Raw genomic sequence first — 14,368 nt, 5'->3', positions numbered from 1 at the left:
TCCTGCAAATCCTAGACCTGCACGAGACACCCCAAAAAGACAAGGCTATACTGAGAAAAAATTGTTCCCTCCCTCTGAACTATGCCCAAACAGAAAGCCAAAAAGAAGAAAAAGCCCCAAAATAAAAAAGGCAAAAAGCCAGCTAATCAAATTGTTCTTGACCCCAAAGAAAAAGCCGCACAAAAGCGCAAAGCCAAGCAAGCTAAAGACAAACTGATGAAAACCATTGGCGTTAGTGTAGCTTGTTTTATTGTTTTTGGCGTTCCCCTTTCTTTAATTTTAGATCCCAAGCTTGGGATAGTTATGGGGGCTGGTATTCCAACTCTTTATATTTCTTATGTTTATCCTCGTGCTGCTCTTTGGTTTTTCGTAATTTATACTCCTTTTAGTGGTACAGTTCAATATCAAATCATGGGAGGAAACGCCATATTTGCTTTAGCAAAAGATGCCTTCTATATTCCAGCCTGTATTGGCTTAGTGCAAGCCGCAAAAAAAGAGAAAAAATCAATTTTTGTCTCTAAGGAATTAGTTAAACCTTTATTATTTGTTTTTGTTTGTTGTATTTTAACCTTATTAGTAGTGAATGGAGCGATGCAGTTCAGCCCTCCCTGTGATAGTTTACCCAGAGGGGGACAAGGGATGGTTTGTCGAGATGGAATTCCCTTGGCTCAAGGTATTTTAGGCATCAAAGTTTTCCTCGGTTATGTGCCACTTATTTTCTGCACCTACTATTTAGTAACCAACAAAAAAGAAATGCTATGGGTTGGTCGCCTTCATGTAATCTTGGCTATTGTCTGTTGTGCTTTAGGTGTAGTACAATACATGATGCTTTATTTGGGTATTTGTGAAGGTACACGCAATGCTGTAGGTGCAGATTTGTTCAAGGCTAGTATTGATGCTAAATGCTTAATAGGAGGATCATTAACCTACAGTCCCCAACAAGCTCAAATTCGCCTACCGGGTACTTTACCCTCTCCTTGGCACTGGGCATGGTTTTTAATTTCTAATAGTGCCATCTCCTTCACAACCGCTTTTTCTGATCCCTCACTCATCTGGAAAATTATCGGTTTACTATCTATGGCTTTAGTCTTTGTAAACTCGGTGATCTCTGGACAAAGAATTGCCCTTGCTTTAGTACCAGTTGTTACAGTTGTTTTGTTAGTTTTAACGGGGCAAGTTGCACAAATTAAAAAATTCTTACCCATTGCTTTAGGTTTAGCGGTTGTTTTAAGCATTGGTATTACACTTAATCCTGAGTTAGTAGAAGAAAGACTCGCCAGCTTTGAAAGCCGTGCTGAAGCGTCTCCTCCTCAAGAATTTATTATTGAACAATTTCATTGGGCAATGAACCAACAGCGTGGTTTTCTCGGTCGCGGGATGGGTACAGCAACCAATTCAACTCGGGTCTTTGGTCGTGCCGAATTAGTCGAAACCTATCATCCTAAAATACTGTATGAAATGGGTTGGATTGGACTTTTTGCCTATATGTTTTTCCTCTTCACTCTAACTTGGGTGACATTCAAATCCTATCGAGCCTGTAAAGACCCTGTAATCAGGAGTTTTGGCTCTAGTTTTTGGGTGTTTATTTTGATTATTACAATCTTTCCCTACTGGTATCCTTTAGATACAGATCCGGTCTGCGTTTATTACTGGTTTTTTGCGGGAATTGTAATCAAAGCTCCTATAATTGATAAGGAAGAAAGAGCTAGATTGAAAGCATTGCAGGAACAAGAACTTGAATTACTGTTACAGGCTGAAAAACGGAAAAAAGAGAGATTTTTAAAAGATATTCAAACACCATAATTCTAACCTGAGAGTTGAATGGATTGATCAAGCCAAAGCATTAACCATATTTAGGAAGCGGTTTAAGTTTAACCCTCGTTGTTACGATAATTTTATCAAGTTTGTATGTCTGGCTCTTCATTGGGCTAAAATCTTGGTTGAGAAAACAGATCAAATTTCTATGAACTCTCCTAAAATTTCAGTTGTCATCCCCACATATAACCGGGAAACCCCGTTAATTGACACCCTACAGGATGTTCTCCAACAAGATTATCCTGATTTTGAAATCTTGGTGGTAGACCAAACCGCAACTCATACCCCAGAGGTGCAGGATTTCCTCCAATCCTTGGCTAATACAGGGAAAATCCAGTGGTTTCGTCTGAGTTGGGCGAGTTTGCCGGGGGCGCGCAATTATGCCGTCAGACGCTGCACGGGGGAGATTGTGGTGTTTATTGATGATGATATTCGCATGGAAACAGGGTACTTAAAAGCCCATGCCCGCAATTATGCACGGCCTGAAGTGGGGGCAGTAGCGGGGCGGGTGTTTGACCGCATGAAGTTGGGAGATTCGGGGGGAGAGTTGACTATTGAGGACTTGCCCCCACAAGCGATGGACCCCGGTATTGCCTGGTATCACATTGATTTAGTCCACACGACGAAGGCGCAACGGGTGATTTCTGCCCGGGGGTGCAATATGTCCTATCGTCGGGAGATTTTCACGCAGCATGGGGTATGGTTTGATGAGCGTTTTCGTGGGTCTGCGGTGCGGGAAGAGTCGGATTTTTGCCTCCGTTTACGCAGAACAGGATATCAGATTTGGTACGACCCGGAGGCGCATTTAGTCCATTTGGGGGAGGAAACGGGAGGCTGTCATGATATTGCCACGCGATCGCTTAAATATCAAATCACGTTCTACCACAATCACTTTCTAATGGCGCAAAAGAATTTAACTCTCGGGCAACAATTGCGTTTATATGCCAAGTTGTTTGATTGTCATGTCTTAGGAAATCCCCCCTGTAATAAAAGTGGCTCGCCGATAAAAATTGTTAGCCGAGGTGTGTTCTATAGTCTCGGTTTTTTGGATGCCGTTAAAACTCGCATCAAATCAATTTGGAATAAGGGACAAATATACTCCCGCCAAGACCCTTGGTTTGTTTCCCCTCCCCCGGAAACTACACGGAATCCTGAAGCAGTAGGGTCATAAATAAATCCCCACGGCATCCTAACTCATCAGGGGCATTTTTCCGGCTTGGCTACCTTTCGCCCTCAATCTAAGCCTTGTCTTCTGGTTTGTTTCTTAAACGTTACCCATTTTTACAATGAGAATTTTAGTTGCAAGTCATACCTATATCGTTGATTTAAACTGTGAAAAATTACGGGTGTTGGCTAATTTAGACCCCAGTATAGAGGTGATGGTTATTGTGCCGAAACGTTGGCGACCGGGTGGAGTGCAAAATAAAATTATTGAACCGCAAGCGAAAACAGAAGGAAATTTTAGAATTGTTCCCGTGGGGAATTTTAGTGAAAATAATCAGGGGATTTTGAGCTTTAAGCCAGAAGTTATCGGAATTTTAAAGTCATTTAAACCCCAAGTTATTCAGGTGGAACAAGGGGCGAAGTCTATCGGCTATGCAGAATTGATTACGTTGAATAAGTTATTAGGTCTGAAGGCTAAAAATTTTTTCTTTACTTGGTGGAATTTGCCCTATACTAATAAGTTCCCCATTTCCTTGTTAGAAAAGTATAATATTAGCCAAACCGATGGGGCAATTGTGGGGAATCAAGATGGGGCGGATATCCTGCGAGATCATGGCTATACTAAGGCGATTAAGGTATTACCCCAGTTAGGGGTAGATGAGGGCTTATTTGCCCCAAAACCTCAACCGGAGTTAAAGGAAAAACTGGGGATTAAACCGGGTGAGGTGGTGATTGGTTTTGTGGGGCGATTTGTGGAAGAAAAAGGCATTTTAACCTTATTAAAAGCCTTGACAGAATTACAACAATATGATTGGAAGTTTTTGCTCTTAGGGCGAGGGGTGTTACAGGCAACGATTGAAGAAAAGGCACAGGAGGCAGGGATTAAAGATCGCCTAATTATGGTGGAAAGTGTTCCCCATGATGAGGTGACAAATTATATTAATGTGATGGATACGTTGGTGTTGCCTTCGGAGACGACGTATAAGTTTAAAACGCTGACGGCGGCGGGGTGGAAGGAACAGTTTGGTCATGTTTTAATTGAGGCAATGGCTTGTAAGGTGCCTGTTATTGGTTCAGATTCGGGGGAAATTCCCTATGTGATTGGGGAGGCGGGATTAGTTTTTCCAGAGGGCAATGTTGAGGGGCTTAAAGATTGTTTGGAGAAGGTTTTAATCTCTGAAGAATTACGGGCGGAGTTGGGTCAAAAGGGCTATGAACGGGCAATGGAAAAATATACTAATCATGCCATTGCTCAGGAACAACTGAAGTTTTATGAGAGTATTTGCCATGAATCTTAAGGGATTAGTTCACATTGGAAAAATACTGTTAATTTTTAAGTGCTTTTCATCAAGATTATCCTGATAAACTGATTGATTTAGCTCGACAAGCGATGAGGGTTTCTTAGTTGTTTTTATTATATTATGGGGGCGAGAGCGGGAAAAACAATGAAAATTTTACAAGTGATTCCTTCGGTTTCTTTGGTGTATGGGGGGCCGAGTCAAATGGTGCGGGGATTGTCGGCGGCCTTGGTGAAAGAAGGGGTGGAGGTGGAGATTATTACTACTAATTCTAATGGGGATGTGGGACAACCGCCGTTAGATGTGCCGTTGAATGAACCTGTGTTTGAGGATGGTTATTCTATCCGCTATTTTCGCTGTTCTCCTTTCCGGCGTTATAAGTTTTCTTTGGGGTTGCTCAATTGGTTAAGGAAGCAGGGAAAAGAGTATGATTTAGCTCATATTCATGCGCTATTTTCTCCGGTAAGTACGACGGCGGCAATGGTGGCACGGTGGCAGGGGTTGCCCTATATTTTACGTCCGTTGGGAACGTTGGATCCGGCGGATTTACGGAAGAAAAAACAGGTTAAAAAGTTATACGGAAATTGGTTAGAAAAGCCTAATCTGGCGGGGGCGGCGGGGGTGCATTTTACGAGTGAACAGGAGGCGAAGATTTCGGAACGGTTTGGGGTAAAGACGAAGGATATTGTAATTCCGTTGGGGGTGGAGTTAAAGGGGGAGTTACCGGAGCGAGGAAAGGCGCGTCGGGATTGGGGAATTCCGGCGGATAAGCTGTTAATTTTGTTTATGTCGCGTTTGGATCCGAAGAAGGGGTTTGATTTGTTGTTTCCGGCGTTGGCGAAGTTGCAGGAGGAGGGGATTGGGTTTCATTTTGTCTTGGCGGGGGCTAATCCGCAAGATCCGGAGTTTGAACAAAGTGTGCGCGATCGCCTCCACTCGTTCCATCTAGCTGAAACTAGCACCATAACTGGGTTTGTGGGGGGTGTGGATAAGTTAGCGTTACTCCAAGATGCGGATTTATTTGTCCTCCCTTCTTACTACGAGAATTTCGGCATTGCGGTAGCGGAGGCAATGTTAGCGGGAACTCCGGTTTTAATTTCCGATCAAGTGCATATTTGGGAGGCCATAGCAGGCGCAGAAGCGGGCTGGGTGACAACTTGTGAGGTTGAGTCGGTCTATGAGGGCTTGAAAGACGCGCTAGGGGAGGCTGAAAGATTAAAACAACGGGGGGTAAATGCCCGTAATTTGGCACAGTCGGAGTATAGTTGGCAGGCGATCGCACAACAGATGATCCAGGTCTACCGTGAGATCATCAACACCCGCGAACGGCGATAATACAGGAAAACACAACAGGAGTGTGTGATGAGTGACTACCGCATTGAACGCGACTCAATGGGAGAACGTCAAATTCCCAGTACCGTCTACTATGGCATTCAAACCTTACGGGCGGTGGAAAATTTCCCCATTAGTGGACTAAAACCCCTCCCCACCTATGTAGACGCTTGTTTACTGATTAAAAAGGCCACCGCCATCGCCAACGGGGAATTAGGCTGCATCCCCCCAGAGATTAGTCAGGCCATTGTCCAAGCCACCGATGAGATATTACAGGGGAACTTACGGGATCAATTTGTGGTGGATGTTTACCAAGCCGGAGCCGGTACCTCCCACCATATGAACATTAACGAAGTGTTGGCCAACCGAGCCTTAGAAATATTGGGCGACAGTAAAGGCAATTATCAGCGTGTTAGCCCCAATGATCATGTTAACTATGGCCAGTCTACCAACGATGTGATCCCCACAGCCATTCGGATTGGGGGCTTACTCGCCCTCGCCCATACCCTCTATCCGGCCTTAGATCAGGCGATCGCCGCCCTCAATGAAAAAGCGATCGCCTTCCAAGATGTCGTCAAATCCGGCCGCACCCACCTACAGGATGCCGTACCCGTGCGACTCGGGGAAAGTTTCCGCGCTTGGGCCAGAATTTTAGCCGATCACGCCCGACGGGTTAAACTCGCCGCCGAGGATTTGTCCGTGTTAGGGTTAGGGGGAAGCGCCGCCGGAACAGGATTAAACACCCATCCCGACTATCGTTTCCGCGTCGCCGAATTACTCTCAGAACTCATTGATCAACCCCTACACAGCGCCCCCCACCTCATGGCGGCCATGCAGAGTATGGCCCCCTTTGTCGCCGTTTCTGGCACCCTACGCAATCTCGCCCAAGATATGATCAAAATCTCCCATGATTTGCGTTTAATGGACTCGGGCCCCAAAACAGGCTTCAAAGAGATTCAACTCCCCCCCGTACAACCCGGCTCCTCCATCATGCCCGGGAAATATAATCCGGTAATGGCCGAAATGATCTCAATGGTCTGTTTCCAAGTGATCGGCTACGATACCGCCATCACCTTAGCTGCTCAAGCCGGACAATTGGAATTAAACGTCATGATGCCCTTAATCGCCTACGACTTGATTCAAAGTATCGAGATTTTAGGCAACGCCATCAACGCTTTAAGCGAGAAATGTTTACAAGGCATTGAAGCCAAAGAGGAGCGCTGTTTAGCCTATGCCGAAGGGAGTTTAGCCCTCGTCACGGCCTTAAATCCCCATATTGGCTACTTGAACGCCGCCGCCGTGGCGAAAGAATCCCTCGAAACCGGGAAATCCCTACGGCAAATTGTGTTAGAACGGGGATTAATGGGAGAAGCCGAGTTAGCCCAAGTCTTGGACTTAGAAACCATGAGTTTGTTACCCGAAACCGGGAATTAATATCAGAAGCAAACGGCAATTTGTAGGTTGGGTGGAGCGCCAGCGCAACCCAACAAGACAATTAATAATCAATAATTGTTAATTGTTTCGCGCTCTGTAGGTTGGGTGAAGCGCCAGCGCAACCCAACAAGACAATATCTGTAGGTTGGGTGGAGCGCCAGCGCAACCCAACAAGACAATATCTGTAGGTTGGGTGGAGCGCCAGCGCAACCCAACAAACAAGTATCCAGTATTACCTCTGAAAACGTGAATCTAGAAGAACAAGAAGCCTTTCAAAAACAATATCAAGCGGGAAAAGTTGCCTTTGAACGCGGTCTTTACCGTGCTAGTATCGAAGCCTTAGAGGCGGCCTGTCGCTTAGTGAGAGGGACTTCTCGGGTAGGGGGAGAGGCGCAGATTTGGCTCGTCACAGCCTATCAAGCGGCCAATGAAGAGGAAAAGGCGATCGCACTTTGTGAAAAACTCCTCCGTCACCCCTTCCCAGAAACCAGCAAACAAGCCAAACGCCTCCTCTACATCATCAAAGCACCCGCCTTAAAGCGTCCTCCAGAATGGATGACCCAAATTCCCGATCTCCGCAACATCGAAGACAGTAAACCCGATAATCGCTATGTTCCCCTGCAAGAAAAACCCCGGAGAAAAGTCAAAAAAGTTGAACCAGAACCCATTGATCCCAGTTTAATTAACCGCCAAGACAACAACTTCGTCGCTTTAGCCTTAATCCTCATTCTCTTAATTCTCCTCGGTTTTGCCATCACCGGACAAGTTTAAAAAATGAAAATAGCCACCTGGAATGTTAACTCAATTCGGAGTCGTCTCAGTATTGTTATCGATTGGTTAAAACAGAATCCCGTTGACGTTTTATGTTTACAAGAAACCAAAGTCATTGACTCCGACTTTCCCCGAGAACCCTTTGAGGAAATAGGCTACTCCCTTGCCATTTCTGGACAAAAATCCTATAACGGTGTTGCCATTGCCAGTCGAACCCCTTTAACCGATATCAAAATAGGATTTTCTAGCATTCTCAACCGTCAGCTTGCCACAGAATTAGACGAACAAAAACGAGTGATTAGCGGTCAACTCGGAGCGGTAAGAATTGTTAATCTCTACGTTCCCAATGGTGCGGCTTTAGATAGTGATAAATATGAATATAAATTGCGTTGGCTTGCCACTTTAAGAGACTATTTAGCCCATTTTGTCAAGGAGAAAAACACAGAACTTTGTGTCTGTGGTGACTTTAATATTGCCTTAGACGATCGGGATATTTACAACCCCAAAGGCAAAGAAAAACATATTATGTCCTCCCCTATGGAACGAGAAGCCCTAGAAAATGTTCTCGCCTTAGGCTTAAAAGATGCCTTCCGCAAGTTTAATTCAGAAACCGGATACTTTAGCTGGTGGGATTATCGTCAGGGGGGATTTAGTCGAAATCGGGGATGGCGGATTGATCACCATTATTTAACGCCGAAACTGTACGAAAAAGCTGTAGCTTGTACCATTGATATTGAACCCCGCAAGTTAGAAAAACCCAGTGATCATACTCCCGTGATTGTTGAGTGGTGATCAGGACAATTCGGGGTCTGTCAATCCCCTTGAATTGAAGAATTACCCCCCAAAAAAACCGGGGTAATTTATGAATTACCCCGACCCAATCATAATCGGGGGAACAGAAGTTCACCCCAACAAAAGCAATTTCAGGCTTGATCTAACGAACCACTAATTGTCCTTCCGTTGTAATCCCAATCGCTCCATCTAACTTGGCATTTTCTAAATGAGTGCCAATTAAATTCGCCCCCACCAAGTAAGACCCAATCAATAAAGCGCTCGCCATATTGGTATTGAGGAGATTCGCGTTGGAGAGGTTCGCATCGGTTAAGTTAGCCCCCACCAAATCCGCATCACTTAAATCAGATCGGACTAATTTGGCCTCACTTAAATCTGTACTCAACAGTTTAGCCGCCACCAGATTTGCGGTGCTGAGATTTGCTCCTCCGAGGTCGGCACTGCTGAGGTTAGCACTGTTCAGTTTTGCCCCAATTAAGTTCGCTCCCACTAGCTTAACGGCGCGTAAGTTAGCTTCACTTAAACTGGCATTAACGAGATTAGCAAACGTTAAATCTGTCCCGCTTAAATTAGTGCCGTTGAGGTTAGCATCAAACAAGTTAATTCCTTTCGCATCAGCCCCTCTGATGTTGGCCCGGGTGAGGTCTGTATTGACACAGTTGGCATAACTGAGATCCGCCCCACTCAAGTTGGCCCCACTCAGGTTAGCCCCACTCAGGTTGGTGCAGAACAGCGTCGCCCCACTGAGATCCGCCCCACTGAGATCCAAGTTGCTTAAATTTGCGTGACTGAGATCCCCGCCTTGGCATTTTTTCGTTTCTAGTAGTCTTTCGATGTCTCCGTTTTGATCAACCATCGTGTTTTAAGGGGTCAGGTGCTTGGTCAATTTGCATTCTAGCAGGATTAGGGACGGTGATTCTGTCCTCCCTGAGAACCGCTCCCCTATTCTAAAAGAAAGTCTCGCCATCAGGACAAATTCAGACTCTACCATTGGGGATCTGTTTTTAAAAGTTCTACGACAGCCTCACTGGGTAAGGGTTTGGAGAAAAAATAGCCTTGTCCAAATTCATAGTTTAAATGGCGCAGTTGAGCCAGTTGAATGGCGGTTTCGATGCCTTCGGCGATCGCCGACATTCCCATAGCTTGGGTAATACTGAAAATGGCGGGAATTAGACCTAGATTCTCCCGGCTACCATCAAGGGACTGGACAAAGGAGCGATCTACTTTGAGAATGTCCACCGGGAAGGCGTGAAGATAACTCAGGGAGGAGTATCCTGTGCCGAAATCATCAATACTTAAGGAAATATGCCGGGATTTGAGTTGCTGTAAGATGCTTTGCGCCGAACGCTGATTATCCATGATCGTGCTTTCGGTGATCTCTAGTTTGAGGTGATGGGGAGAAAGTCTCGTTTCCGCTAAAATTTGATCCAGTTGTTGACAAAAGTCTACTTGTGTGAATTGATGGGCGGTCAAGTTCACACTAACACTCATACTGTCATCCACTAACCCCAGTTTTTGCCATTCTCGTAGTTGAGAACAAGCTTCTTTTAACACCCATTGCCCCAAGGGGACAATTAACCCCGTTTCTTCGGTGACGGGAATAAATTGGGAAGGGGAAACTAAGCCCCGGGTGGGGCTATTCCAACGAATCAAGGCCTCGAAGCCCTGAATTTTCCCGGTTTTCAGGTGAACAATAGGTTGATAGTGCAGGAGGAATTCATGGCGGTTTAGGGCATAACGGAGTTCGGTTTCTAGGTTGAGGCGTTCTAGGGCCATCTGGTGCATGGTGGGGTCAAAGACGTGATAGGTTCCCCGTCCCCCTTCCTTGGCCCGATACATGGCGTTATCTGCGTCCCGCAGTAGGTGTTCCGGTTGGTCGGCGTTGCGTTCGTGGAGGGTGCGGTAAGAATCCCCAAACACGATGCCAATACTGACGTTGGTGAACACTTCGCATTCTTGGAGTTGAAAGGGATGGTCAAGGGATTCTAGGATGTTTTGGGCGACTTGGGTGGCGTGCTTGAGGTCGGGACTGTTGCCTAAGATAATGGCAAATTCATCCCCTCCTAAACGAGCTAGGGTGTCTTGTGGTTGTAACTGGGTTTGAATTCGACTGGCTAAGGCGACTAATAATTGATCCCCCACACGATGGCCGAGGGAGTCGTTGATTACTTTGAAGCGATCGCAATCTAAAAACAACACCGCAAAATGATAGTCTGGATCTAACGATGCCCGAGTAATCGTATTTTGCAAACGCTGGGCTAATAACACCCGATTTGGTAAGCCTGTGAGTGCGTCATGGAGTGCCATCTCTAGTAACTGGTGTTCAGCCTGTTTCCGTTGCTGAATTTCCAGTTCTAGTTCATGGACAACTGTCTGTAGTTGTTGGGTGCGTTCCTGCACTCGTTCTTCTAACTGGCTGTTAAGTTGCCGAATTTCCTCTTGAGCTTGTTTCAAGGACAGTTGATGCTCAACTCGGGTTAATACTTCTTCGATTTGAAATGGTTTAGTGATATAATCAGCACCACCTACTTTAAAAGCGTTGACTTTATCCATCACCTCATCTAAGGCACTGAGGAACACTACAGGAATTTGAGCCGTGTTCGGATTGGCTTTTAACTGTTGACAGACTTCATAACCGTCCATATTGGGCATCATGATGTCTAAGAGGATGATGTCAGGAAGCATTGTCTCAACGGCCATGAGTGCCATCTTCCCATTTCTCGCCTTGCGCACGTTATACCCATGCTGCATGAGCATCTGAGAGAGCAGACGGAGGTTTTCTGGCGTGTCATCAACAATTAAAATATCGCGCTGGGAATTGGAGATTGAGGAAGTCACCTGAGAAGGAAATGCACGAATAAGGGAACTAACCATATTTTTTTAATAAAGACTTAACATTTCAGTCGTGGTTCTATTAAAACGTTAACTTTTATGAAATATCAAGTCTCTTTTGATACACAGTAACATTGATTACCTTACAGAGTATGGAAAGTTTGTGAAAATCTTGGTGAGAGTATTGGGGGATCATCTGGAAAAGTAGAGAACAGATCGGCAATTGTCGCGACCTTGTTCAAGGGACTGGCAACTAGAACATAAAAAAAAACAAGGGCGTTGGACAACGCCCCTGTAAAGTTAACGTTATGCACTACCAAAAAGCCAGCTAAACTGATAGTTATTGCCCTGACTGAACAATTGCCGTTCAGAAATAGACTTTCAGGCTTGAGTGCTTAAGCTTCTAGGTATTAATGCTTGAAGATACGTTTGAGAGTTGGATACTGCAATGCTCTTTTCAAGTTCTTCCATGATCCCTTTAAATCATTCTAGGGATTCTAGCGACCGCGACGAGGTTTGGCTTTATTCACCCGCAAAGTGCGCCCCATCCATTCAGCCTCATCAAGACTATCAATGGCTGAGGTTTCTTCGTTTTCTGTGTCCATATCGACAAAAGCAAAACCACGCTTGCGGCCTGACTCACGATCCACGGGCATTTGCACGCGCTTCACGGAGCCATATTCAGCGAAAACACTGTTGAGGTCTTCCTCTGTTACGTCAAAGGACAAATTACCAATATAAACTGTCATTCCTTACCTCTCTCTTGAGATCAAAACCAATTAAATGTGTGTAGAGATGGGAACTCGGAGGCAAGTCTACAAGAACGTTCACGAAACCGATGTAAAACACGAAACCGATGTAAAACTCCTGTCCTGCGATCGCATTACTTAACTGCCGATAACCTAGTCTCGCTCTTAATTATAACATGATTCTCCCAAGGAGTGACAAGTCATACGGGAGCATAGCTTAGAAGTCGGTTTAGCTTGGTCTGTTATCTGGACTCTAAGACTAGCAGGAGACACCCCCACGCTGGCGTAGCTGGGTCGGGAGGGCTTCATAACACCAACGATCTCGCCCGGAATTTTTGGCTTGATAGAGGGCTAAATCGGCCAGTTGAATTAACTCTTGAGGGCTGTACCCCGCTTGGGGGATTAAGCTAGCAATGCCTAAACTCAGGGTAATGTAGGGACGGACGGAGGAGGTTTTATGGGGAATTTGCAGTTGGTAAATGGCTTGTTGAATGCCTTGGGCTACGGCGATCGCACCCTGAATAGGGGTATTGGGTAAAATCACCGCAAACTCTTCCCCTCCGTAACGGGCTAGCAGGTCTGTTTTCCGGTGGACTACTCGACTCGCGGCCTGACTCACCTCGTATAAACAGCGATCGCCTGCTGGATGGCCATAGCAATCGTTATACTGCTTAAAGTGGTCTAAATCCCACAAAATCAAAGACAAGTATTCTCCCTTCTCCTGCGTCTCTAGCCAAATATCTTGCAGATATTGGTCAAAATGGCGACGATTGGCAATTTTCGTTAAACCATCATGGGTCGCCAAGCGTTCTAACTCTCGATTTGCTTCTTGCAAAGCGGTTTCAGCCTTTTTGCGTTGCAACATTTCCCCTAACTGGGTAGCAACAACCTTAAGTAATTGACGAATCTGTTGCTCACCTTTGGGATTGGGGCTATTGATCGGGGGGGTCTGATGAAAAAACATCAACACCGCTAATACATCTTCCCCCAAACAAATGGGCAAGGCGAGTCCATTGCGGAAATTCTCGAATTCGAGTAACTGGGAACAGATGGGATAATCAGGACAAGACTCATGGGAGACGGCATTAAACCAAATCATCTCCCGACTGGCGGCCGCTTTGCCAATGAATCCTTGACCTGTGGCAAAAGCCAGATTTTGCCGTAAGACTAGCCAATCTTCAGCCACCGGATTAGGACAATAATAGGCTTGACTATAAATCCAATGGGACTGATCTGAGTTGAGAGTCCAAGCTTCTCCATAATCCCAGTCCAAGGTTTCGCAGATGCGGGTTAAAATGGCCTCAAAGGCCGTGGACACATCTTGGGCTTGTGCGATCGCCTGACTGGTATCAAACAATAACTGTAACTGTTGATTTTGATGTTCTAGTTGCAGTTGGAAATAGCGCAAACGCAGTTGATGTTCAATGCGCGCTAACACTTCCATTGGCTCAAAAGGCTTGGTAATATAGTCCACCCCCCCCACACTAAACGCCATGATTTTGTCAATCACAGCATCTAAAGCACTGATAAACAAAATCGGCACATCACAAGTCTGGGGTTCGGCTTTTAACCTTTGACAAATACTATAGCCATCTAAATCTGGAATTTTGATATCCAGCAAGATTAAATCCGGGGGATTACTCAAGGCGGAACGAATCGCCATTTTCCCATTGGGAGCGACTCGCACTTTATAGCCTTCATTGCCCAAAATCCGCGTCAACAAATTGAGATTTGCGGGAGTATCATCCACCACCAAAATATTGTGATGATGGGGCAAAAAATCCGCTTTGGGGCTGGGTTCAATTAACCGCCTTGTTTGGGTCATAACTCTTTGATCTGCAACATCAGATTACTAATCTGCCTCCAAAAAACCCTATCCCACAAGTGGGGAGAAAATTGACCTTACTTGGGCAGAACGTGAACAAAAAGCTTCAAGTTGAATGATTACAGGTCAGCACTAGGTTAGGCTAGGAGCATTCCCTGTCATCTTAACTTAAGGTCTTTGGGATTGTTGCTGATTGAGTCTAGTTATAGCATCTTCCGAACAATCGTCCTTGGGCACTATAACAATTCGTGAGCAACTGGGTAGCCCGTAAGCATTAGGACTAGAACTCTAGCCATCCTATTTGAGTTGTAATGTTTTGGGAAATTTAACCTATATCCTAGGGGTAATTCATGATT

11 protein-coding genes are annotated in these 14,368 nt (G+C 45.4%); 7 read left to right on the top strand and 4 right to left on the bottom strand.

Annotated features, from left to right (window positions below):
- The first annotated feature begins 81 nt into the window (after window positions 1–81).
- The 7 genes from hpsL to xth all read left to right on the top strand — a co-directional run bounded on the left by hpsL (window position 82) and on the right by xth (window position 8,606).
- Window positions 82–1,803: a hormogonium polysaccharide biosynthesis protein HpsL gene (gene hpsL, locus K4A83_RS07535; protein ID WP_265263856.1), complete on the top strand. Its 1,722-nt coding sequence runs from the start codon at window positions 82–84 to the stop codon at window positions 1,801–1,803.
- A gap of 160 nt (window positions 1,804–1,963) precedes the next feature.
- Window positions 1,964–2,986: a hormogonium polysaccharide biosynthesis glycosyltransferase HpsN gene (hpsN, locus tag K4A83_RS07530; RefSeq protein ID WP_265263855.1), complete on the top strand. Its 1,023-nt coding sequence runs from the start codon at window positions 1,964–1,966 to the stop codon at window positions 2,984–2,986.
- 115 nt (window positions 2,987–3,101) lie between these two features.
- On the top strand, window positions 3,102–4,277 hold the full coding sequence (gene hpsO / locus K4A83_RS07525) for a hormogonium polysaccharide biosynthesis glycosyltransferase HpsO (protein WP_265263854.1): 1,176 nt from the start codon (window positions 3,102–3,104) through the stop codon (window positions 4,275–4,277).
- Between the two features lie 147 nt (window positions 4,278–4,424).
- Window positions 4,425–5,612, top strand: coding sequence for a hormogonium polysaccharide biosynthesis glycosyltransferase HpsP (hpsP, locus tag K4A83_RS07520; protein ID WP_265263853.1), 1,188 nt, complete (start codon window positions 4,425–4,427; stop codon window positions 5,610–5,612).
- 27 nt (window positions 5,613–5,639) lie between these two features.
- Window positions 5,640–7,043: an aspartate ammonia-lyase gene (locus K4A83_RS07515; protein ID WP_265263852.1), complete on the top strand. Its 1,404-nt coding sequence runs from the start codon at window positions 5,640–5,642 to the stop codon at window positions 7,041–7,043.
- Between the two features lie 246 nt (window positions 7,044–7,289).
- Window positions 7,290–7,814 (top strand): tetratricopeptide repeat protein, encoded by a 525-nt coding sequence (locus K4A83_RS07510; RefSeq protein ID WP_265263851.1) that lies wholly within the window; start codon window positions 7,290–7,292, stop codon window positions 7,812–7,814.
- Window positions 7,815–7,817: 3 nt separating this feature from the next.
- Entirely contained in the window at window positions 7,818–8,606 is a 789-nt protein-coding gene (gene xth / locus K4A83_RS07505) for an exodeoxyribonuclease III (protein WP_265263849.1), read from the top strand.
- A 142-nt stretch (window positions 8,607–8,748) separates the two neighbouring features.
- Here xth and K4A83_RS07500 read toward each other — a convergent pair whose 3' ends face one another.
- From K4A83_RS07500 to K4A83_RS07485, 4 genes are all read right to left on the bottom strand, one after another.
- Window positions 8,749–9,462, bottom strand: a complete 714-nt coding sequence (locus K4A83_RS07500; protein ID WP_017302938.1) for a pentapeptide repeat-containing protein — start codon at window positions 9,460–9,462, stop codon at window positions 8,749–8,751.
- A gap of 128 nt (window positions 9,463–9,590) precedes the next feature.
- Window positions 9,591–11,480 (bottom strand): two-component system response regulator, encoded by a 1,890-nt coding sequence (locus K4A83_RS07495; RefSeq protein ID WP_265263848.1) that lies wholly within the window; start codon window positions 11,478–11,480, stop codon window positions 9,591–9,593.
- Between the two features lie 455 nt (window positions 11,481–11,935).
- Window positions 11,936–12,187: an RNA recognition motif domain-containing protein gene (locus K4A83_RS07490; protein WP_265263847.1), complete on the bottom strand. Its 252-nt coding sequence runs from the start codon at window positions 12,185–12,187 to the stop codon at window positions 11,936–11,938.
- A gap of 259 nt (window positions 12,188–12,446) precedes the next feature.
- Window positions 12,447–14,012 (bottom strand): diguanylate cyclase domain-containing protein, encoded by a 1,566-nt coding sequence (locus tag K4A83_RS07485; RefSeq protein ID WP_265263846.1) that lies wholly within the window; start codon window positions 14,010–14,012, stop codon window positions 12,447–12,449.
- Window positions 14,013–14,368: the final 356 nt, after the last annotated feature.

This window comes from Spirulina subsalsa FACHB-351 (assembly GCF_026130165.1).
GTDB lineage: Bacteria > Cyanobacteriota > Cyanobacteriia > Cyanobacteriales > Spirulinaceae > Spirulina_A > Spirulina_A subsalsa_A.
The sequence above is the reverse complement of the archived record's forward strand: the minus strand, read 5'-3'. Positions and strand labels throughout refer to the sequence as shown.